General features: G+C 35.9%; 20 protein-coding genes. 18 read left to right on the top strand and 2 right to left on the bottom strand.

What is annotated here, in order from left to right; genetic code table 11:
- Window positions 1–94 precede the first annotated feature (94 nt).
- Window positions 95–580 (top strand): hypothetical protein, encoded by a 486-nt coding sequence (locus FN817_RS05160; protein WP_047423104.1) that lies wholly within the window; start codon window positions 95–97, stop codon window positions 578–580.
- Window positions 581–650: 70 nt separating this feature from the next.
- On the opposite strand, the gene FN817_RS05165 is transcribed toward FN817_RS05160, so the two are convergent.
- Window positions 651–1,040: a Fur family transcriptional regulator gene (locus tag FN817_RS05165; protein WP_047423107.1), complete on the bottom strand. Its 390-nt coding sequence runs from the start codon at window positions 1,038–1,040 to the stop codon at window positions 651–653.
- An 86-nt stretch (window positions 1,041–1,126) separates the two neighbouring features.
- Here FN817_RS05165 and FN817_RS05170 point away from each other — a divergent pair, with 86 nt between their 5' ends.
- The 3 genes from FN817_RS05170 (at window position 1,127) to FN817_RS05180 (ending at window position 4,147) form a co-directional block, all read left to right on the top strand.
- On the top strand, window positions 1,127–1,465 hold the full coding sequence (locus FN817_RS05170) for a MerC domain-containing protein (RefSeq protein WP_142717011.1): 339 nt from the start codon (window positions 1,127–1,129) through the stop codon (window positions 1,463–1,465).
- Window positions 1,466–1,469: 4 nt separating this feature from the next.
- Window positions 1,470–2,672, top strand: a complete 1,203-nt coding sequence (locus FN817_RS05175; protein WP_142717012.1) for a GTP-binding protein — start codon at window positions 1,470–1,472, stop codon at window positions 2,670–2,672.
- Between the two features lie 77 nt (window positions 2,673–2,749).
- Window positions 2,750–4,147, top strand: coding sequence for an alkaline phosphatase (locus tag FN817_RS05180; RefSeq protein ID WP_142717013.1), 1,398 nt, complete (start codon window positions 2,750–2,752; stop codon window positions 4,145–4,147).
- 81 nt (window positions 4,148–4,228) lie between these two features.
- Here the strand turns inward: FN817_RS05180 and FN817_RS05185 are convergent, their stop codons facing one another.
- Complete coding sequence (locus FN817_RS05185; RefSeq protein WP_142717014.1) at window positions 4,229–5,647, bottom strand: aminotransferase-like domain-containing protein; 1,419 nt, start codon at window positions 5,645–5,647, stop codon at window positions 4,229–4,231.
- 85 nt (window positions 5,648–5,732) lie between these two features.
- Here FN817_RS05185 and FN817_RS05190 point away from each other — a divergent pair, with 85 nt between their 5' ends.
- From FN817_RS05190 to FN817_RS05250, 14 genes are all read left to right on the top strand, one after another.
- A complete protein-coding gene (locus FN817_RS05190; protein WP_142717015.1) occupies window positions 5,733–6,449 on the top strand; it encodes an aspartate/glutamate racemase family protein in 717 nt (238 codons plus the stop codon).
- A gap of 351 nt (window positions 6,450–6,800) precedes the next feature.
- Window positions 6,801–7,019 (top strand): hypothetical protein, encoded by a 219-nt coding sequence (locus tag FN817_RS23370; RefSeq protein WP_228451477.1) that lies wholly within the window; start codon window positions 6,801–6,803, stop codon window positions 7,017–7,019.
- Complete coding sequence (locus FN817_RS05195; protein WP_228451478.1) at window positions 7,016–8,425, top strand: T9SS type A sorting domain-containing protein; 1,410 nt, start codon at window positions 7,016–7,018, stop codon at window positions 8,423–8,425. Before FN817_RS23370 ends, FN817_RS05195 begins: the two co-directional genes overlap by 4 nt.
- A 4-nt stretch (window positions 8,426–8,429) precedes the next feature.
- Window positions 8,430–11,222: a hypothetical protein gene (locus tag FN817_RS05200; RefSeq protein WP_142717016.1), complete on the top strand. Its 2,793-nt coding sequence runs from the start codon at window positions 8,430–8,432 to the stop codon at window positions 11,220–11,222.
- 3 nt (window positions 11,223–11,225) lie between these two features.
- Window positions 11,226–14,951 (top strand): DUF6443 domain-containing protein, encoded by a 3,726-nt coding sequence (locus FN817_RS05205; RefSeq protein WP_142717017.1) that lies wholly within the window; start codon window positions 11,226–11,228, stop codon window positions 14,949–14,951.
- A 6-nt stretch (window positions 14,952–14,957) separates the two neighbouring features.
- Window positions 14,958–15,494: a hypothetical protein gene (locus FN817_RS05210; RefSeq protein WP_142717018.1), complete on the top strand. Its 537-nt coding sequence runs from the start codon at window positions 14,958–14,960 to the stop codon at window positions 15,492–15,494.
- 39 nt (window positions 15,495–15,533) lie between these two features.
- The gene (locus FN817_RS05215; RefSeq protein WP_142717019.1) at window positions 15,534–15,941 is read left to right on the top strand and encodes a hypothetical protein; all 408 of its coding nucleotides are present in this window, start codon (window positions 15,534–15,536) and stop codon (window positions 15,939–15,941) included.
- A 225-nt stretch (window positions 15,942–16,166) separates the two neighbouring features.
- Entirely contained in the window at window positions 16,167–17,258 is a 1,092-nt protein-coding gene (locus FN817_RS05220) for an RHS repeat-associated core domain-containing protein (protein ID WP_228451479.1), read from the top strand.
- A complete protein-coding gene (locus FN817_RS05225; protein ID WP_142717021.1) occupies window positions 17,255–17,959 on the top strand; it encodes a hypothetical protein in 705 nt (234 codons plus the stop codon). Before FN817_RS05220 ends, FN817_RS05225 begins: the two co-directional genes overlap by 4 nt.
- A gap of 96 nt (window positions 17,960–18,055) precedes the next feature.
- Complete coding sequence (locus FN817_RS05230) at window positions 18,056–19,099, top strand: RHS repeat-associated core domain-containing protein (protein ID WP_228451486.1); 1,044 nt, start codon at window positions 18,056–18,058, stop codon at window positions 19,097–19,099.
- Complete coding sequence (locus FN817_RS05235; protein WP_142717023.1) at window positions 19,100–19,516, top strand: hypothetical protein; 417 nt, start codon at window positions 19,100–19,102, stop codon at window positions 19,514–19,516. It abuts the gene before it with no gap.
- 181 nt (window positions 19,517–19,697) lie between these two features.
- On the top strand, window positions 19,698–20,666 hold the full coding sequence (locus FN817_RS05240) for a hypothetical protein (protein WP_142717024.1): 969 nt from the start codon (window positions 19,698–19,700) through the stop codon (window positions 20,664–20,666).
- A gap of 3 nt (window positions 20,667–20,669) precedes the next feature.
- Complete coding sequence (locus FN817_RS05245) at window positions 20,670–21,215, top strand: hypothetical protein (protein ID WP_142717025.1); 546 nt, start codon at window positions 20,670–20,672, stop codon at window positions 21,213–21,215.
- 68 nt (window positions 21,216–21,283) lie between these two features.
- Window positions 21,284–21,637, top strand: a complete 354-nt coding sequence (locus FN817_RS05250) for an enoyl-CoA hydratase (RefSeq protein ID WP_142717026.1) — start codon at window positions 21,284–21,286, stop codon at window positions 21,635–21,637.
- Window positions 21,638–21,974: the final 337 nt, after the last annotated feature.

The following is a 21,974-nucleotide window of genomic DNA, read 5'->3' on the forward strand; positions in this document are numbered from 1 at the left end:
CCTATCAACGGCTTCAGCCAAAACTTAAAATATTTTCCAACATAAGTGATTAAATTTTAAAGCTGTATCTTTACCCTACCAAACAAAATATTATATGTCATTTATTACACCGGAAGGAGCCAGGAAGGCTCAGCTATCCCTATCCGAAAGAGCACCCGTTGCTCATGCTATTCTCTCAGGAGCAGAGAATATCTCGAAATACAACAGTGGAGTATGTCATGATGTGGTTGCCTATGCTTTATATATGCGGGGTGCCTCTATAAGTCCTGCTCAGCTGGCAGAATCAGCCGGACAAAAATGGTTAACTCTCTTCAATTATCCGGCGGGAGAAAAATGGGATGGATATTCACCCATTCCGGCAGGAAAAGCGATTGGTTTTTACAGGCTTATTGATAAAACCTTCTTTCATTCAGCTGTTACAACAGGAAAAGGAAATGAAATAAGATCCGTTAACGGATTCTCATTAGGTTCTGCATGGTCTGTACCTGTAGATATGAAATGGGTATTAGGCAAAAGAAATTCTGACGGTACTTTCAATTATGATGGTACCAAAATAGAAGTCTATATCTCTTCTTTATAGCAGAGATTTTATTGTGATAAAACACGGGCAGATTTGCAAATTAGCGAATCTGCCTGTTTTATTATAGCAACTAAGCATCAGCACATTTCGGGCAGATCCCGCTGATAATAAAATTATATTCTTGTGCGATGAAATGTTCCGGCAAACTGATTTCCGGGATTGCGTTTTCAATACATGTCACAGAATGACATTCTTTGCAGTTGAAATGAACATGATTATGAAAATGCTGTTCATGGCTACATTTCCCACTGCACTTTGCAAAATTCACCACGCCGTCAATGTTGACGATCTTGTGTATAGCACCTTCGTTTTCAAGTCTTTCCAACACCCTGTAGATGGTTACTCTATTGCATAGATCACCCAATTTTTTCTGAATATCAGAGTGGGTAAGGGCTATATCTGAATCATTGATAAGATTTAAAATTTCAGTTTTAGCATGTGTATTTCTGACCTGTTTCATATTTTAATGCAACAAAGTTGCGTTATTTAAATTTTTATCTATACTTTTGCAACAAAGTTACAATAAGAAAATTAATCCATACTATTATGAAGTCAAAAATTCTTGATGCTGTAGGAATCTCCGCTGCTGTTTTGTGCCTGATTCATTGTATAGTCTTTCCTTTATTGCTGATTGTCCCTTTGGGTATATCCCATAATCCTTATATCGATTTAGCCTTCCTTTGCATCGGTACCGTTGTCGTGTTCAGGGTTACCAAAAAAATAACCCGCCGATGGCTGAAACTTTTATTCTGGATATCTGTTTCCCTCATTTTTATTTCTGTACTCACAGATCTGATATTTGAGATTCATGTTCCTCTGATCTATCTTGGAACTGCAGGTTTAATCACTGGTCATATCATCAATTTTAAAAATCATAAACATTAAATACATGACGAAGAAACTTCCTGTAACGGTACTCAGCGGTTTTTTGGGAGCTGGAAAAACCACATTGCTTAATCATATTCTGCACAACAAACAAGGCTTGAAAGTAGCTGTCATTGTGAATGATATGAGCGAAGTAAATATTGATGCCCGCCTTGTTGAAAATCAAAATACCCTTTCCAGAACAGAAGAAAAACTGGTGGAAATGAGTAACGGATGTATCTGCTGCACACTCCGTGAAGACCTGATGGTAGAAGTAGAGCGTCTTGCTCAAGAAAATCGTTTTGATTATTTATTGATAGAAAGTACGGGAATCAGTGAGCCCATTCCGGTTGCCCAGACCTTTACCTATATTGATGAAGAGAGTGGAATAGACCTTTCCCGCTTCAGCTATGTAGATACCATGGTAACTGTGGTGGACTGCTTCAATTTTATGAAAGATTTCGGTTCCAATGAATTGCTGATGGATCGTGATCTTACCGATATGGAAGGAGATTACCGGACAATTGTCAACCTTCTTACCGACCAGATTGAATTTGCGAACGTTATTATCTTAAACAAAACAGATCTTATAGATGCTGAAACACTTGGCTTTTTAAAGGCTGCCATTAAAAAATTAAACCCTGATGCGGCCATCCTGCATTCCGAATTTGGAAAAGTTGAACCTCAGCAGATTTTAAACACCCGGCTTTTTGACTTTGATAAAGCACAATCTTCAGCCGGTTGGCAAAAAGAATTACAATCTGATCATCACACCCCGGAAACTGAAGAATATGGAATAACCTCAATGGTGTTCAGAGATAAAAAACCGTTTCACCCTGTAAGGCTCTGGGAATACCTGAATTATCATTATTCGGAAGGAACAATTAGAGCAAAAGGCTTATTCTGGCTGGCTTCAAGACCAAGTGATGCTTTGAACTTTTCCCAGGCCGGCGGCTCTTTCCGACTTGAAAAGGCAGGGGTATGGTGGGGAAGTATGCCTATGAACCAGCGAGTACAGTATTCTTCATTTACAGAAAATCAGGAATTTATAGAAAGCAGATGGGATAAAAACTGGGGCGACAGAATCAATGAGCTTGTATTCATCGGGCAAAATCTGGATAAAGATCAAATGGTATCAGATCTTCAACATTGCCTTATTAATGAGCAGGAAAAAGAATTGCTTGAACAAAAAATGCCCTTTGAAGATCCGTTTCCAAAGGATATTTAAAATTAACCTTTAATTAATGCAACTTTGTTTCGATAAAAAACTAAATGCAATAACTTACCACATTATTTCTAAACAATATGGACAGAAGAAAATTTCTAAAAGGTTCAGCATTACTTTCAGGGTTATTGACCTTATCACCGTCTGATCTCTGGAGCTTCGGGAGAACAAGTGAAAATCCCCGGGCAGGAAAAGCAAAGAACATCATCTTTATGGTAAGTGATGGGATGAGTCTCGGAACGCTTTCCATGGCAGACCTGTATTCCCGGAATATTTTGGGAAAGGGGAGTAACTGGCTCAATCTGTATCATGAGAAAAAAGTAACCCGTGCTTTGATGGATACTGCTTCAGCAAGTTCTATCGTTACAGATTCTGCTGCGGCAAGTTCAGCCTTCGGAGGCGGAATACGCGTTAAAAACGGAACCCTGAACATGGGACCCAACGGTGAAAAGCATCTTCCCATATGGCAGCAATATAAAAAAGCAGGAAAGAAAGCAGGTTGTGTGACAACCGTTACCATCACCCATGCCACTCCTGCAGGATTCTGTGTAAATTCTTCAAAAAGAAATGCAGAACCCCAAATCGCTGAAATGTATGCCGAGCTGGAACTGGATGTACTGCTGGGAGGCGGAGACGAATTTTTCAATCCTGCCAAAAGAGAAGACAAGAAAGATGTCTATTCCCTATACAGCAAAAAAGGATACCGGATTCTAAAAACACAAAACGACCTGAAAGAAATCAAAAAAGGAGAGAAGTTATTAGGAATATTCAGCACAGGGGCATTGCCGTACAGCATTGACAGAACCCATCTTCCGGAATTTAAAAACACACCTACTCTTGCTGAAATGGCAAAGACCGCTATTGATCAGATGAAAGATCATTCCAATGGCTTTGTACTTCAGGTAGAAGGCGGAAAAGTAGACTGGTCTGCCCATGCCAATGATGTTGCGGCACTGATACATGATCAGCTGGCATTTGATGAAGCTGTAAAAACGGTGATGGATTTTGCAGAAAAAGATGGAAACACCTTAGTCATCATCACCACAGACCATGGAAATGCCAATCCCGGAACGATTTACGGAACTGATGCCACCAAAAATTTCAACAGCATTTCAGACTATCAATACACCAATGAATATATTCTGAACAAGATTCAGAAGGACTATTCAGTTAAAGATATTAAAGACTGGATCTATGAGGGCAACAAAATTGTTCTGAATGATGATGAAGCCAAACATCTGCTGAGTTTTTACAACGGGTTGGAGAAAGAAGAAGAAGGGCTCTATAATTATAAAAAACTGCCTTTCAAGCTTTATTCGGAAATTCAGAAAAGCAGGAATTCTGTAGGATGGATCAGCATGGATCATTCCGGGGATTATGTGGAAGTAGCGGCTTATGGTCCCGGAAATGAACTTTTACAGCCTTTTATTAAAAATACAGACCTGCATGATCTGATGTTGAAAGCCTGTTTGATATAGACATTCATATTTTTTCATATTTAATTATTTGGGAGAGTGCAAGGCGGATTGATTGTGTCCGCCTTGTTTTTTGTGATTTATTTACATGTTTTTTATAATATCACCTAACCTTTTCAGGGCATTTTCTACTTTATCATTCCAAACATTATTGCAGCTGATCCGGATATAATTTCTGTAATCTCCATTATTGGAAAACAGCGGTCCCGGAGCAAAATTTACAAACTGATCAATGGCTTTTTTCTGAAGTTCAAATGCATCAATATGGGCAGGCAGCTCTATCCATACTACCAGACCTCCTTCAGGCCGGCTCATCCGGATATCATCCGGGAAATATTTTTCTATCGTCTGAATCGTCAATAGCATCAATCTATGCAGTTCAGGTCTAAGTTTACGCAGATGACGATCATAAGCTCCTGTTTTCAGTAGCTGTAACAAAGAGGATTGTACAATGCTTGCCGTAGCAACATTAGTAACGGCTTTTAATTTGACCACCTGCTCTGAAAACCGTCCTGCAGCACACCAGCCGATTCTGTAACCAGGCGCAGCCGATTTGGAAAAAGAGGAGCAAAGCATCACCCAGCCATGCTCATCATAACTTTTTATAGTTGTTGGACGCTGTGACTGAAAATGTAAATCCCCATAAATATCATCTTCTATGACCGGAACCTGCATTCTTTCAGCAAAAGCGGCTATTGCTGATTTCTCTTCATTGTTTAAAGTAATACCATTTGGATTATTAAAATTTGAAAGTAACAGACATGCTGAAATCTTTTGTGTGCTGCAGATTTCTTCCAATTCCTGAATATTGATTCCAGTTAAAGGGCAACCTGAGAATTCAATGACTTTGAGATCAAGACTTTCTATTGCCTGCAAGATACCATGGTAGATGGGGGACTGCACAAGTACAGTATCACCCGCTTTTGTTACAGCACGCAGACATAAACTGACAGCTTCCAATGCGCCATTGGTGACAATCACATCATCAGCTGAAAGATTACCCTGCCAAAGGAAAGACCTGCGAGCAATTTCGGTTCTCAACTGACTATTTCCCGCAGCAGGTTCATACTGTAAATGCTGTCCTGTTAAATCTCTGGAAGCCTGCTGCAAACTTCTCCGTAAAGCATTAAAAGGCAGAAGGTCCGGATGTAAAACGGCATTAAAAAATGAAACATAAGATTTATTTTCTGAATCCGGAAATGATACTTCCTGTAACACTTTCCCGATTGCTATCTTTTGAGCAAGCGTATTGTTTTCCGCCTGTTTTGGCAGATTTACAGAAGAAACTGAGGTACGGAGCACAACAAACCCCGACCTTTCTTTTCCTGCTACCAATCCCTTATCTTCCAATAGAGTGAAAGCTTTCAGAATAGTCCCAACACTTATTTTAAACTGCTGCCGGATACTGCGTAATGATGGAAGCTTAGCACCAACGGGATACGTTCCGTTATTAATGGAAAGCTCAAACTTATCCGCCAATGCTATGTATTGAAAATCGCTCATCTGTTATACTAATATATTCATTTTTTGTATCTGTTACAACACAGCAAAGATATCTACTTTTACTGAACAAAAAAATAAGAAGAATATGAAAAAACTAGGATTGGTAGGAGGCATCAGCTGGGCTTCAACTTTGGATTACTACCGTCTTCTGAATGAAGGAGTTAATCAGCAACTGGGCGGATTGAATTTTGCGGAATGTATTATTTATTCTGTCAACTTTAACCATTTTCAGCAATTTAATGCGGATTACGACTGGGATGCAACTTTTGAACTTTTGTATAATGCTGCCGAAAATTTAAAAAAATCCGGAGCAGAAGCTATTGTGCTTTGTGCCAATACAGCCCATATTGTTGCAGACAGGATTGAGAAACAGATAGGATTACCGCTCATTCATATTACAACGGCTACAGCCAATGCTGTTCAACAGAAAGGATTAAAGAAAATCGGTTTATTAGGAACAAGCTATACAATGGAGCTGGATTTTTATAAGGATAAACTGATAGAAGGCGGCTTGGAACCTCTTATTCCTGAGAGAAGTGAAGACAGAGATTATATTGAGGATATTTTAAGAAATGAGTTAAGCAGAGGAATCATTAATCCTGAAACTAAAAAAAATTACCTGAAGATTATTCAGGAGCTTATAGACCGTGGAGCAGAGGGAATTATTTTAGGCTGCACAGAAATTCCGCTTCTGATCAAACAGGAAGATGTTGCTGTTCCTGTATTTGATACCATCCAGATTCATGTAGATGCTGCCGTAGCATTTGCCGTTTCCAATCAAAACATCACAGTTAATTCATAAAACACTCAAATACAATATAAATACAGTTCAATTTAAAAGAAACCAATAATAAATTTATTTAATGGTTTCAAACATAAGTACCGTATCATCAGATATGGTACTTTTTCTTTTCATAATGTCTATTGCTACTTTTGGGGGCTCAGACATTTAATTTTTAATACGACATGCTCTGTCGCTGTCAGAAGATAATTTTACACCAGAATAAAATAAATTTCAATATAAATAAAGAGGATTTAATAATAAATAGTATGATTTACAGCATACCACACTAAAGTTATTTTCGTGTCTTAAAAAATGTTAAATTCGCGCAGTTTTAATAAACTAATTACTAACTCAGAAAAAAACACGAGAATGAAAAAAATCTCTCTCAGTGCATTTTTCTTATGTACAGCCCTGGGTATGAATGCCCAGGAAGTGGTATGGCAGAAAGACATTAAGTCCTCTACCCAGGATTTTCTAAGCCAGGTAACCCCAACCATCGATCAGCAATATTTGATCACCGGAAGTTCTATACAGTCAGGAAGCGGGAAGCTGGAAGTAAGCAGAACAATGGTTATGATTTCCACTTGATAAAACTGAATCAGCAGGGAGAACAGGTTTTTGAGAAATATTTTTCAGGAAACAATCACGACTATCTATCTTCAACTGTCACTACTCAGGACGGTGGTTTTCTGATCACTGGTTCATCGTATTCAGGAAAAGGACTTGATAAAAAGGAGGATTCTAAAGGTGGCTCAGACATTTGGTTAATTAGAATTAATGAATTTGGTGATGAATTGTGGCAAAAGACTTTAGGAAGTTCTTCCGACGAAGAAGCCAGATCTGTTATTCAGAGTACCGATTTGGGATTCTTTGTTGCCGGTAATGTCCAAAACGCTGCAAAAGGTTACGGTTCCAAAGATGTCTGGATTACAAGATTGGATAAAAACGGAAAAGAACTTTCCCAATTAATTCTAGGCGGAAAAGGCTTAGATGAAGTGGAGAAAATGATTCCAACGAGAGATGGAGGTGTATTGTTGGGAATTTATTCCAGAAGTTTCGGGATGCGAGATACGGGTTCCGTGTCAAACAGTCAAAACTCGAATCCTGTATCCCGAAACTCGAAACAAACTGAAAATTTCGGCGAGGGCGACTACTGGATTGTAAAGTTAGACAAAAACGGAAAAGTAGAATGGGAAAAGAACTTTGGAGGGAAAGGAGATGATCACATCAGAACACTAGCTTTGACTTCAAACGGCTTTATTATCGGTGGAGAGTCCAGATCAGAAAGATCAGGGAATAAAACGGTTGGATTAGAAGAAGGAACAGACCTTTGGCTGATTTCTTTAAATGAAAGAGGTGATGAACAGTGGCAGAAATCCTATAATTTCAAAAACCGTGATATCCTAATGAGTATGAGTGTAATAAGCGGGAAGCAGGAAGATGGAAGCTCGAAGTCTAAAGGCATTCTGCTGGGAGGCTATACCCAGGCAGAAGGAAGAATACAAACGGATGATGAAACTTTTTGGATGTTATACCTTGATACTAATGGAAATGAACAGTGGAGAAAACATGTCAAAGGAGAATCCAGACAAAAAGAAGAAAGACTTTCTGACTTAAAGCTGAATAGAGATGGTTCTATTGTATTAGCAGGAACCAGTGCAGAAGAGCTTGGTAAAGAGAACTGGAAGATTATAAAGCTGGGAGATAAACAGGTTGATCAGTTGATTGAAAAATACGACATCAAAATTTATCCAAATCCAGTATCTGATTATGCTTATGTAGAAATCGGTTTTGATCCTTCGACAGGCTCAGGACAAGGTTTTAAAGAAGCAGATATTCTATTGTATGATATGAGTGGAAGACAGCTTCAAAGTCTTACAACTAAAAACAAAGTAACCAAGATTAATACCCAGCCTTTGGTTCAGGGTGCTTACTTGATCACTATAAAAACTGATACTAATAAAACGGCGAATGCCAAATTAATCAAGAAATAACATCATGAGAAAAAAACATAAGATCATAGTATTCCTGCTTACTTTTTGTTCAGGAGTGTTATTTTCACAAGGTTCATCAGGTGAAAGCTTCACCTCTGCGCCTTCTGCTACATCGATAAAGAGCTTCATCAATGCTCCAATCTCATTATCTACGGGAGTTCCGGATATTAATATCCCTTTCTTTGCGCTGGCTACCCATAACCCGGGAATAGGAATCAATGTAGGAATATCTTATCATCCCAACAATTCTGCTAAAACCAGCAGAGCTTCCGATGTAGGCCTTGGCTGGTCTTTATATGGAACAAGCTGTCTTATTTACAGAGCAACAGCTCTGGGAAATGAAAACGAACCTTCAGCAACCTATTATTATTCCTTTATGGGATTTAACGGAAAATTCTTGTTAAAGAACGATCCGCAATTAGGGAAATATATACGCCCTCTTACTGAGACTAATCTGGATTTCACCTATATGGATGATGATACTTTTAAGGTTGTTGATCCATCAGGAAATACCTATTTTTTCAATAATAAAGACCAGAATATTTTCAAAAAATCGCAAATTTACAGATCTTATGCTTCAACTTATTACCTTACAAAGATAAAAGACGTTCATCAGAATGAGTCATTACTATTCGATTATATAGAGGACAGTTATGTTCCTAGTCTTGAATCTCTTTCTATAAAAAGTTTAAAAGTCAGCAAAGTGACTTCACCGGATTTTGGGTCTATAGAATTCAGTTACAATTTTGATGAAGCTCTCAGAAAAAAGGTTTCAGATCCTTATCAACTGCACACCGTGGTCTTGAAAAACAAAGCCGGGAAAGTGATCCAGAAATATACCCTGCAAAATGAGGGAGGTGTTTTTATGTATACAGATCCGGCTCCTTCAACTTGCCCATTAGATTTGGGAGAATTGGTTTTCAATGAAAAAAGGAAACTTAGCTCTATACAAAAATATGGAACTTCTTCCCAATTTGAAAAAACCAGTTTTGAGTATACAGAATTGCCTTCTTCAGAAAATAACTGGGCTGGGCTTGATTGTCTGTGTCTCAACGGGCCAGGAGGTGAAAGATATTTGAAAGTAGGGCTATTGAATACCATAAAATATCCTACTGGAGGCCAGACCCGCTATGAATTTGAACCCAACCAGTATGAAGTTAAAAAGACCCATATATTTGACCCATTGTCTAATTCTGATGAACAATATATCAATCCTTCTGAATATATGGACCATGATGCCCAAGTATTGGAAGACGTAGGAACCTTTAATTTTGACACCCATTTTACAGATACTTATACCTTCAATCTTCCTCCTAATCCAGATAATTCTGAGGGAGCAAGCTATTTGGTATACTGTCTCAATGTAGGTGCTTATTATACAGATTCTCCGGTATGGGAACCCGGGACAATCCCTAGTTTAGCTGCTGAACTGACCTCCGGAGTGATAGGAAGTGACTGGAATAAGAAATTTATGCCCGGAACCAACACTTTCAAAATATCAGGAACAGGTGGCGGTGGTAATGTTACCATCAAAAGAATCAGATACAGATCGATTCCGCTTCCCAACTATACAACAACAAGTGGATTTAGAATCAAAAAAATAGAATTTCTTGAAAATGGAATCCCTGTAGATTCTGAAACCCGTTATTATTCTTACCAGCAGTTTGATGACAACTCTAAAACAAGTGGCGCTGCTGTCTGGCTTAAAGACAATACCGTTGTTTATAAAAATGTGAAAGAAACCATTGGTCAGAATAAAGGATATGCCAGATATTATTTTAAAACTTTAATGGATCATCCTGATAACCAAAACGCTTCCACTAATTTCTCTCACTATAATATACTGATTAATGGTCTTTTGGATAAAAAAGAAATTTTTGATGCCAGCAATAACATAGTGACAAAAGAAGAAAACATATATGAATTAACTCCAACAGGATTACCATATTCTCTTGATGATAATACTAATTCAGGTTTTCCGGTAAAAAATTCTATTGTGACGAAGCAGACCAATACCACTACTTCTTTTGTAGGCCAGGATGCTATTTCTTCAACAATAGAGTCTACAAGAGAAACCATAAACCTTAATATTACAGGCAAAAAGACCATTACTCCTGAAGGAGATATTCTGGAAGAAAATTATAAATATCCAAAGCAGGTTGCAATTCGCTTATTTGCAGCAGGAATCAGAGACAGAGTAATTACTACTGAATCCAAAAAAAATGGAGCTACCCTTTCTAAAACAGAAACCCGCTATGATGATACTTCCCATTTATATCCAACTTCAGTAATCGGATTTTTGCCTGATGATCTTACCCAGTCCTTTAAAAATGCGGTGAATGATATTTATGATGACAAAGGAAATCTTGTTCAGTACAGAGCATTTCCAAATACGGCAGATGCTTCTACAGGAGGAATTCCGACTACTATCATCTGGGGATATAACAAAACCATGCCGATTGCTAAGATAGAAGGTGCAAAACTATCGGATATTCCGGCAGCACTTATCACAACCATTATCAATGCCTCTAATGAAGATGCTGATGCCACTCCGGCTAATGAAGCGGCAAAAGAAACAGCACTGATGAATGCACTGAACACCTTCAGAAAAGATACTGCTCTTAAAAATTTCGTGATTACTGCCTACACCTATGACCCAATGATCGGAATGACCACTACGATTTCACCTAATGGAATGATGGCAAAATATCAGTATGATTCTTTTAACAGGCTTCAGAAAGTCATCAACAATGAAGGAATTACGGTGAAAGAATACCAGTACAACAACAAAAACTAACTGATGAAAAACAATATAAACATACTCTATACTGGAAAACTGAAGATGAAAAAGTGTTTTTCAGTTTTCGCTCTGGCACTTTCTCTTGCTGCTGGTGCACAGACCACGACAGAGAACTATGTATACAGCAAAGTAACACTCTCTGAAAATGGCAGTAAAAAATCAGAGACTATACAATATTTTGATGGTTTGGGACGGCCTAAGCAGACCATTCAGGTAAAATCGACTCCCTTGGGACAGGATATTGTAATGCCTGTTACCTATGATCAGCTGGGAAGACAAACCAGAAGTATTTTACCGGTTCCAATGCCCACTTCCAATCTTGGAATACAGAATGTTTCTGAAGCCACAGCCAATGCTTATTACGGAGTTCCCAACGCGTATTCCGAACAAAAACTGGAAGCTTCTCCTTTAGCGAGAGTTCTTGAAACTGCAAGCCCTGGAGCTGAGTGGGCTATGAATTCAGGTCATACCCGAAAAGCAGCCTATGAAATCAACAAAAACTCAGATAAGGTAAAGAAGTTCTCATTTACCAATTCATGGGTCAGCACCATTGCAGTTTCTTCTGTTCCTACCGTTTCTTTTTACAATGAAAAAGTATTGGTAAAAACTTCAGGAACTGATGAAGATGGTAATAAAACCATTGAATTTACCAATGGATTGGGACAAACCGTTCTGGTAAGAAAAGTAATTACCGCAACTGAAAATGCAGATACCTATTATCTTTACAACGATTATGGCCAGCTTATCTATGTCATTTCTCCAAAAGCAGAGGCTCAGATTACCTCCAATAACAATGTTGTAACGCAGCAGATTCTGGATGATCTCTGCTATCAGTATAAATATGATAATAAGGGCAGACTGGCAGAAAAGAAAATTCCCGGAAAAGGATGGGAATACATGGTGTATAATAAAGCTGATCGGCTTATTCTAACGCAGGATACGGTCCTTAAAGAAAAAGGGCAATGGCTTTTTACCAAATATGATCAATTTGGAAGAGTTGTGTACACAGGAATCACCAATAATGCTGCCAGCAGGGCATCAATGCAAAACAGTGCCAATGTGAACACTAATCTATATGAAACCAGAACAGCAGCGGCAGGACTAACCATAAACAGCATGCCGGTATATTATACTAATCTTTCGACTCCTACCGGGGTTACTCAGATTTTAAGCGTTAATTATTATGATACCTATCCCGAATACAGCTTTAATCCTGCATTTCCATCAACAATTTTTGGAAAACCTGTCTTAACGGATAACCTTACGGGAAATCTAAGCACAAGGGCTCTTCCTGTAATGAGCCTGGTAAAAAATATAGAGGATGACAGCTGGACGAAAAGTTATAGCTACTATGACACCAAAGGAAGACCTGTTGGAGGATATTCAATTAACCATCTTGGAGGCTATACGAGAACAGAATCTGAACTTGATTTTGCTGGAGTACCGCTTCAAGTAAAAACTTATCATAAAAGACTCAATACCGATATGGAGAGAGTTATTACTGAAGTTTTCACTTATGACAACCAAAACAGACTGCTTACCCACACCCATCAGGTAGACAGCAACACACCCGAAATTCTGAACCAGAATAAGTATAATGAGCTTTCTCAACTGCAATCTAAAAAAGTGGGCGGAACTTCCGCAGCTTCTCCTCTTCAGGTTGTAGATTATACCTATAACATCAGAGGGTGGATTACTAAAATCAATGATCCTGCGAATCTGAACGGAAAACTTTTTGGCTATGAAATAAAGTACCAGAATCCTGTTTATACCAACATTGCTGCCGGGAAGTTTAATGGTAATATTGCAGAAATAGACTGGAAGAATTCATCCGAAGATGTGTTGAAAAGATATTCATATTCCTATGATGTTCTTAACAGGCTGAAAGATGCAATCTATACGGAGCCGAATGCTACCAATCCTTATAACAACAATTATAATGAGAATCTAACCTACGATCTCAACGGAAATATTGCGACTCTCAAAAGAAATGCTTTTCCGGTATCAGGAAATACTTCTACTCTTGTAGATGATCTTACCTATCAATATACAGGAAACCGTTTAACGAAAGTTACAGAAAACGCATTGAATGATACGGGATACGAAGGAGGAAATAACCCTATTACCTATGACCTGAACGGTAATATGAAAGATATGTTGGATAAGGGTATTCAGTCTATTGGATATAACTACCTGAATCTTTCCGATAATTATACAATCCAGCAGACAGTTCCGCTTGGAGGAACCTTTAGCAGTACTATAAATTATCTTTACCGTGCTGATGGCAGCAAGCTTAGAAAAACGTTTTCAACGACTCCATTACGGGGATCAACAAGTACTACTGTAACCGACTATCTGGATGGTTTCCAGTATAGTTATTCTGAAGGAGGCGGGATATGTATAACTTGCAGAACAGAAAACGCCTATGAACAGCAGGCATATAAAGGAATTTCCGGAATTATACTTCCCGGAGAGGGAATTTGGAAATTAGATTTTGTACCTACTGCAGAAGGAGTATACAGTTTCACAGAAAACCGTTATATTTACCAGTACAGAGATCATCTTGGAAATACCAGGATAAGTTTTGCGAAAAACAGCGAAGGCGCTCTTGAAGTGACAGATACCAACAATTATTATCCGTTCGGGCTCAATCATATTTCAGGAATGTTTAGCACATCCGGTTTCGGAAGTTATTATTCTTACAAATATAATGGTAAAGAGCTTCAGGAAACAGGAATGTTTGACTATGGAGCAAGAATGTACATGCCAGATCTTGGAAGATGGGGCGTGATAGACCCGCTAGCAGAAGCATCCAGAAGGTTTACACCATACCATTACGGGAACAATAACCCGATAAGGTTTATAGACCCTGATGGAAGACTCACAGTAGATAACCTGCAAGGAGGATATAGTACGGGAAGTGCGGTTGCAGATTTTATGTACAGAACCGGCTTAAGTTCAGATGAAAGAAATATGCCTTTATTCTACCGTAATGAGGGTGGAGCGATGATAAGAACTGAAGCCTTAGGGAATGAAGGACAAGGTGGTGGAAGCGGACCTACTCCCAGAAGCAGTACAGGTCCCGGAGTTATAGAAAGATTTATAAGTTGGCTGTTTGGGGGAAAGAAAAAAGTAGTAAGGCTAGAAGTTGGGCAAGTAGAAAGGGTTCAACAAACAGCATTGTTTGGACTTATTAGAAATGCTAATGTAAACGCCAATGGTGAAAGCCCATTAGAACAATATAGGACATGGAGAGATAATCCATCATACCATGCAGGTGAAAGCTGGCTTGACAGATTTGCCAGAAATGTGAACAGTTCTCATATGGAGATACTACAAGATGAAGGAAGCGGTGGCGGATTGATGTTTGGTGGTTATGGAAAGACTATAGCTGCTGCAGAAGAGGTTTCTATGACATCAAAGATTGCTGCCGAAGCAGAAGCAAATGGTATTTTAAGTACTCAAAGAGGAATTAATCCTGCAAAAGTTGCCGAATATTTTGAACAAATGTCAAATGGTACTTACAAACCTACAGGAGGTGCGGGATATATCTATGAAGGGAAATATATCTTAACAGATGGAAATCATAGAATGAATGCGGCTATTCAGCATGGGATAGAAAGTGGTAATTTTAAATATGTTGAGGAAATAATCAATAAGGGAAACTTTATAAGAAGAAATCCTCTAATAGACAATTATAAAGTTTATAAACTACCTGTAAAATAAAAAATAATGTATAAACAAATAATGCTTTTCAATAAAAATATCAATTTAGAAATTGGAAGTGTATACGTAATTTTTAATAATTACTTATTACAAGAAGACAAATTACATCAATCAGAAAAAATCTTTTACATTAATTTACCTTTTTATAATTCTATTAAAATTTCAGAATATATAAATGATAAGGATTTATCTATTGAGAAATACAAAAAATTAATTAAAAAATACAATTTAGAATTTATTAAACCTCAAGAAATTATTGATGTATTTAATCAGTTAGTTTATGCAATTATCAATGAGATTGAAAGCCATGATATTTTTATAATTGGGACAATGGGAATATCTTTTGAAAGTACAAAGTTAATCTTAAAAGAGTTAATAAATATTGCCAAAACACATGAAAAAACATTCGTTTTTGTGCAAAATGAATCAAAAAATCTTAATATTATAGAAAAAATTGATCTCTTGAAATTAAATAATTTTGAAACTTGGTATGTAAATAAGTTAGAAAACAATGATGATTTTGTATTTAAACAAAGAAGGTAATGAAAAAGTACATAAATTCCCTGTAAAACCAACAAGATAATGAACAGAGTATCTATAATTAATTCAAAGGAGTTACAAACCTTAAAGGATATGAATGATTATGTTTTCGTTAATTTTGCCTATGATAATGCTCTAAAAATAGGTTATTTTTACGATGAAATTAGGAAGAATGAGAGAATTAAGTTAATTAATTTATTTAATCAATTAACAGGTATTGAAATTAGAGTAGATGATACCTTAGGTAAATTACACATAATTTTACTAAAATTATTAATCGATGGAAAAAAAGATAATATCGTTATTAGCAATGTTGGTTTCCATATGATATCATTTGAGTTTTTGATTGATAATTTGAAAAAAATCTTTCAACATCTAAATGAATTAGTAAATAAAAATGTAATTATAGTTGACTGTAATCTTAATAATCCTGAGGATATTAATATTTAGAGCAATATTTCAAAACTTAACCCACTGGCGCAGGCATATTGTGCGTGTCCGTGAGTAAAACAAAAAAACCACTGCTTTTGTAGTGGTTTTTCTTCTCTTTTTCTATTCTAGAGAAACCAATATAGAGATCATCTTGACAGATAAGTGAAAGATTAGCTTTGACGAAGGCTGTGAACGTAGTTCAACCAGATAAGTTTTGCAAAAAACAGCGAAGGAGCTCTTGAAGTGACAGACACCAACAATTATTATCCGTTTGGTCTCAACCATATTTCGGGAATATTCAGCACATCTGGTTTTGGAGGTTATTACTCTTATAAATATAATGGTAAAGAGCTTCAGGAAACAGGGATGTTTGATTACGGAGCAAGAATGTACTTGCCGGATTTAGGAAGATGGGGAGTTATTGATCCACTAGCAGAAACATCCAGAAGATTTACCCCTTACCATTATGGAAATAATAACCCAATAAGGTTTATCGATCCAGATGGAAGACTTACTGTAGATAACTTACAGGGTGGATATACCAGAGGAAGTGCAGTAGCAGATTTTCTGCAAAGAACTGGGTTGGCAGGAAATGAACAGAATATGCCGTTATTCTACCGTGATGAAGGCGGAGCCATGATAACAACGGAAGCTGTGGGAAATGACGGACAAGGTGGTGGTGATGAAACTAAACAAGGACCTAAACCCGGTATTTTAAAGAATATAGGTAATTTCATTGGAAGGCTATTTGGTAGGAATAACAATAAAAATAAAGTAGAAGTTGGCCCTGCTGAACAAATTTCAGAAAAACAGTTTTCAAACGAGATTAGTGCATGGCAAATTGTTAGTGCTTTGTTGTTTAACAGCACAGATCCTTACTCAGCAATTGGAAATATGGGGGTAGGAGACTATGCTGAGGAAAGAGAGAATGTTGGTATGGCAGCTATGATCTTTATTAATCCGGAGGCTGCTGCTGAGGGATTGGAAAGGAAAGCTCTGTCTAGAGGAGCAATGTCAAAAATCTGGGGAGCTGGCCCGAAAAGAATTGACCCACAAAACCTTCCAAAAAGTGTAACAGAAGATTGGGTTGAAATTTTAGCAGGGAGAGGGGTAAAACAACTTGATGAATTTGGAGTACATGCTGTAACTCAAAATAGATCAGGAATAAGCCCCAAATGGGTTGGATCATTAGAGTGGAAAATAAAAGATGTCCCTGGCTCTGTTGGATTAAATAGCAGCAGAATTGTTCAACATCCTGATGGGAAGTGGGGGCTAGTTATTGATCATGATTATACAAAAATTATAAATTTACCGACAAGTTCGGCAGTAAAATGAAAATAGAACTTTTATTAGAAGAACAATTATTGCTTACGACAAGCTATATAAAATTGATTTATAAAAAAGATTTTGATAAAATAATCATACGGAGAGAATATATTAAATTTATCAATTTACAATTTGGAAAACTATTACAGAAAGATTTAATTATTAGAGTTTCTTTTAAAACTTTTAAAAATGACTATGCCTTTAATACTTCTGATATTACAATTAATACAAAAGAAATTATCATATCAGGAATTCTCAATGATCCATTAGGAATATATGATCAAGGATATATTGATAATTTTAAACTACTTACTGATCAAAAAGGAAAAATAAAATGGTATGATCTAACTGATAAACAAAAATATTATTATTTAAGAGGATGTGTTTTACTAGGTGGAGTAAAAGAGAATATAGATAATAGAAACTCAACAATAATTATTGATCTATCAAATGTACAAATTGATTTAGATGTATATTATGAAATTGGAAAATCTTTTTTTACTTCGTTCGGTTATTTTGGTACTGAATTCCATTCTTTTAGAGACTGTTTAGTTAGCATCAAAGAATCGTTAAATCAAAGAGAAAATATGCCAATTTTAAAAATAAGGGGATATAAAAATTTTGAAAAAAATTTTTCAAACAATATTTTATTTAGTGACTTTTATGAGAAATTCACAAATGTTGGTTTCAAGATTGAAAATGTGAAATAAGGTTTAATATTCCGAACAGATAGCTAATAAATTATAGTATTGAAAATCAATACTATAATTTAAAATATAACTGTAAAGAACTTCGGGCTGAACCATATCTCAGGATCATTCAGTACTGCAGGTTTCGGAAGTTTTTACAGTTATAAATACAATGGTAAAGAGCTTCAGGAAACAGAGATGTTTGATTACGGAGCAAGAATGTACTTGCCGGATTTAGGTAGGTGGGGAGTCATTGATCCACTAGCAGAAGCATCCAGAAGATTTACCCCTTACCATTATGGAAACAACAACCCGATAAGGTTTATCGATCCGGATGGAAGACTTACGGTAGATAACCTGCAAGGAGGATATAGTACGGGAAGTGCGGTTGCAGATTTTATGCAAAGAACTGGCATGGTTGGAAATGAACAGGATATGCCATTATTTTACCGCAATGAAGGAGGAATGATGATAAGAACCAATGCTTTGGGAAATGATGGCCAAGGTGGCGGAGGCAGTTTTACATTTATTGGAAAAGCAGCAGTATCTATATTTAATTATTTCAAAGATGGAGGGAGAATGTCTGGACTGAGCTTCGGTGATACTGAGCTGACATGGTATACGGGTACTGCTACCCAGGATGCTTATAGAATGGGTGATGATATCTATTCAGACATAGATCTCGGAGGAATACATAAAGCAAAAATTGCTAATTACAACCCTATAGCCTATGGAGAATTAGTAGACAGAGGCTTTAACTGGATTCAAAGCCATCCTAGAGAAGTATCAGCTTTTGCAGGTATTATACAGGCTGGGTCTACAATTGCCGAAAAAGGATTGACAAATTGGAATATACCTTCTAATATAGCAAAAAGCCGTATTTTTGCAGAAACTATAAGTACAAGATTACCTTTTTCTGCCAAAGCATTAGGGAATACTTCAAGAGTTCTTGGTATTGCAGGAAAAGTTGTTGGGGCTTTAGGTTTAATGAATACCGCTTATCAATATAGACAAGGTAATATCTCTGGTACGAGAGCCATTGTTGATGGGGTAATGGGAGTTGCCGGATTCTTTCCTGCCACAGCCTGGGTATCTCTAGGTTATTTTGCAGGTATGGCTATTTATGAACATTATTATAACGATGACAAACCTATATTTTAAATGATTAGATTTATAAGATTACTTTTTTATCATATTTATGTTTTCTATAATAGAAAAGAAGGAAAATCATTAGCAAAATTTTCTACCTTTTTAGTTTTTATAGTTATATGTTCTGTTTTAATCACGACTATCTATGACCTGATTTATCAATATTATGATATTAATTATACAACGCTTTCTGGAAAGCCGTACATAATTGTTTGTGTTGTTATTGGTATTATCATTGCTTACTATTTATATAAAGAGAGTTTTCAGGATTTTAATGAAAATTATGATTATAATAAAAATTACTATTATTACTTTTTCATCATAATAATGTTCACTCTTGGTTTATTTATTTATGGAGGTAAGGTTAGTAGAGAAAGAATTTTTAAACAAAGAGAGTTACAAAAGGAACATATTGAAAACAAAAAGTAAAACTAATATAAAATAGGTAATGCTCAAGATATGTTGGTAAAAAAATATAGCGTTGAAATCAACGCTATATTTTTTTAAATTTAATGAAAAACTAAAAATTTAAATAATATTTTGATTATAGAAAACAAAATTATATAATTATAGATAGAGACAGTACACTCCGAATCTGGAACAATGGGGCGTGATAGCCCCACTAGCAGAGGCATCCAGAAGATTTACCCCATATCATTACGGGAACAATAACCCGATAAGATTTATAGATCCAGATGGAAGACTTACCGTAGATAACTTACAGGGTGGATACACCAGGGGAAGTGCAGTAGCAGACTTTATGCAGAGAACCGGTTTGGCGGCAGTAAATGAACAGAATATGCCTTTATTTTACCGCGATGAAGGTGGAGCGATGATAACAACGCAAGCTGTGGGCAATGACGGACAAGGTGGAGGTGATGAAACTAAACAAGGACCTAAGCCCGGTATTTTCAAGAGTATAGGTAATTTCATTGGAAGGCTATTTGGTAAAAGTAAACATGCTGCTGCTGGTATTCTCACTGTCGGAGCTGCTACATTTGAAGGTCTTGCTCCTCCGGTAGAATTTGGTCCAACTGTAGCAAGATTGGCGGGTTATGCAAGATTAGGCTTATGGGGTTTACCACTAATGCTTAATGGAGATAGTGGCTTTTCTGCAAATTCTAAACCGATTACGGGTGCTATTGATATTCCTGTTACAACAACGGCTGATGAATCAGGGCCAGAATTTGAATATTTTTATAGAGCAATGTCATATAATGAGTACAGTAAAGCAGGTGGATATTTAACACAACGATTAAATGAGTCAGGAATAGAGATGGGAGAAGGACCATATGTAACACGAAGATTAGAATATGCACAAAAAGCAAGTTTCAGCTTTGGATATTCTGATCAGTATGATATTATTGTTCAATATACTGTCCCAAGCGGTACTTATGAAATATTTAAAAATATTTCTCTTCCTGCCAGAGGAACAACAATGAGGCAAAGTGAACAATTAGGATTACCTATTAAAAAGAGAGAAGATGGTGATTATAACTTTTCCTTTTATGGTCGAAACACAGCAATTTTTAATTCAACCATTATAGGATTACCTCAAATTATTTCAATAAAAAAATAAAACATGCAAAATTTTAATTTATTTATTTCAGCAATTGATAATGATGATGATGATCAGATTGAAGGTTATAAAAAAATATTATTAAACAATCCTAATAATTTTTTTACTGAATTATCACATTTCGTTGTTGATAATTCAAAAGAATATGATAGGCTACAATATATTGTAGATTTATATAACATATTTGATAGTTCTCAGAAAGAGTTAGATATTGTGAAAAAAGTTGGAAATCTTATATTTTCATTGTATTTAGAAATAATTGATGATCTTATTAAAAATAAGGAAGAATATTCTATATACAGTTATATAGACTTTCTATACACTAATAATTCTTTTTTAAAAAAACACGAACAACTTTTCTTTGAAAAAAGTTTTAATGTTCTAAGCTCAAACTTAAATAAAGAAGAATCAAGTTGGTTTATTATTTCCTGCTACAGATTAGTTGATTTATATTTTCAATTTGATAAGGATAACTTTTATATTGAAAAATATTTAGATGTTGGTGATAACGACTTAATAAAAAAATATATACGACTTAAGATCCACTAGCTAAAATATTTTAATTTTTACAATACATTAAAAAATTATTATCAAAGTTTTTAATTAAAAAGATAAGCATGATAACCACTGAAGAAGTTTTTAGTCTGATTAAACAAGAAAGAAAATTTTTGGGAGATATTAAAAAATATAAAGTTAAGATAAGTGATAGTAATAATTTTGAAAGAGAAAATCTGATTGGAGTATATAAAATTAGACAATATACTGCTACTCGAACAGGAAATAATAAGTTGTCTGATGAAATGGGTACTCTGATCTTAAACCTGGAAAATTATACTGGAAATAAATTAAGATTAGTGAGCTTATTAGGAAAAACATACTATGGAATATATTATTTGAGTGAAAATTTTGATAAAGTTATTGGATATTTAGATAGAGAAATTGATGATAAAGAATTTAATTTAATGAAATAATAATGTTTACTCCAAGTTGATTCTTGCACAAGCTTATATACAATAAATTAATTAAAACCACTGTTTTTCATTGGTTTTATAATCTGAAAATTATAAAGATGCAGCAAATATGAACAAGAAATGTTGATTCCTAGAGTAGTAATAGGAGGAACACCAATAGTAGTAAAATAAATGGAAACAAGCAATTTTCAAAAAATATTAAATTTATTTAAAAAGCAAAGTGATAATTATTTATATGCAACTGTAAGTCTTCAAACTAAATTGGACATTTTGTAATAAGTCCTTAAGGAGTATTTAGGTTTATAAATTTATTAATTTCTGTTGAAAATACAATTGT

Source organism: Chryseobacterium rhizoplanae (genome assembly GCF_900182655.1).
Taxonomy (GTDB): domain Bacteria; phylum Bacteroidota; class Bacteroidia; order Flavobacteriales; family Weeksellaceae; genus Chryseobacterium; species Chryseobacterium rhizoplanae.

Excerpts from the sequence above, each read along its gene's own strand:
- FN817_RS05160 (WP_047423104.1), top strand. The coding sequence starts at position 95 with ATGTCATTTATTACACCGGAAGGAGCCAGGAAGGCTCAGCTATCCCTA.
- FN817_RS05165 (WP_047423107.1), bottom strand. The coding sequence starts at position 1,040 with ATGAAACAGGTCAGAAATACACATGCTAAAACTGAAATTTTAAATCTT.
- FN817_RS05170 (WP_142717011.1), top strand. The coding sequence starts at position 1,127 with ATGAAGTCAAAAATTCTTGATGCTGTAGGAATCTCCGCTGCTGTTTTG.
- FN817_RS05175 (WP_142717012.1), top strand. The coding sequence starts at position 1,470 with ATGACGAAGAAACTTCCTGTAACGGTACTCAGCGGTTTTTTGGGAGCT.
- FN817_RS05180 (WP_142717013.1), top strand. The coding sequence starts at position 2,750 with ATGGACAGAAGAAAATTTCTAAAAGGTTCAGCATTACTTTCAGGGTTA.
- FN817_RS05185 (WP_142717014.1), bottom strand. The coding sequence starts at position 5,647 with ATGAGCGATTTTCAATACATAGCATTGGCGGATAAGTTTGAGCTTTCC.
- FN817_RS05190 (WP_142717015.1), top strand. The coding sequence starts at position 5,733 with ATGAAAAAACTAGGATTGGTAGGAGGCATCAGCTGGGCTTCAACTTTG.
- FN817_RS23370 (WP_228451477.1), top strand. The coding sequence starts at position 6,801 with ATGAAAAAAATCTCTCTCAGTGCATTTTTCTTATGTACAGCCCTGGGT.
- FN817_RS05200 (WP_142717016.1), top strand. The coding sequence starts at position 8,430 with ATGAGAAAAAAACATAAGATCATAGTATTCCTGCTTACTTTTTGTTCA.
- FN817_RS05205 (WP_142717017.1), top strand. The coding sequence starts at position 11,226 with ATGAAAAACAATATAAACATACTCTATACTGGAAAACTGAAGATGAAA.
- FN817_RS05210 (WP_142717018.1), top strand. The coding sequence starts at position 14,958 with ATGTATAAACAAATAATGCTTTTCAATAAAAATATCAATTTAGAAATT.
- FN817_RS05215 (WP_142717019.1), top strand. The coding sequence starts at position 15,534 with ATGAACAGAGTATCTATAATTAATTCAAAGGAGTTACAAACCTTAAAG.
- FN817_RS05225 (WP_142717021.1), top strand. The coding sequence starts at position 17,255 with ATGAAAATAGAACTTTTATTAGAAGAACAATTATTGCTTACGACAAGC.
- FN817_RS05235 (WP_142717023.1), top strand. The coding sequence starts at position 19,100 with ATGATTAGATTTATAAGATTACTTTTTTATCATATTTATGTTTTCTAT.
- FN817_RS05245 (WP_142717025.1), top strand. The coding sequence starts at position 20,670 with ATGCAAAATTTTAATTTATTTATTTCAGCAATTGATAATGATGATGAT.
- FN817_RS05250 (WP_142717026.1), top strand. The coding sequence starts at position 21,284 with ATGATAACCACTGAAGAAGTTTTTAGTCTGATTAAACAAGAAAGAAAA.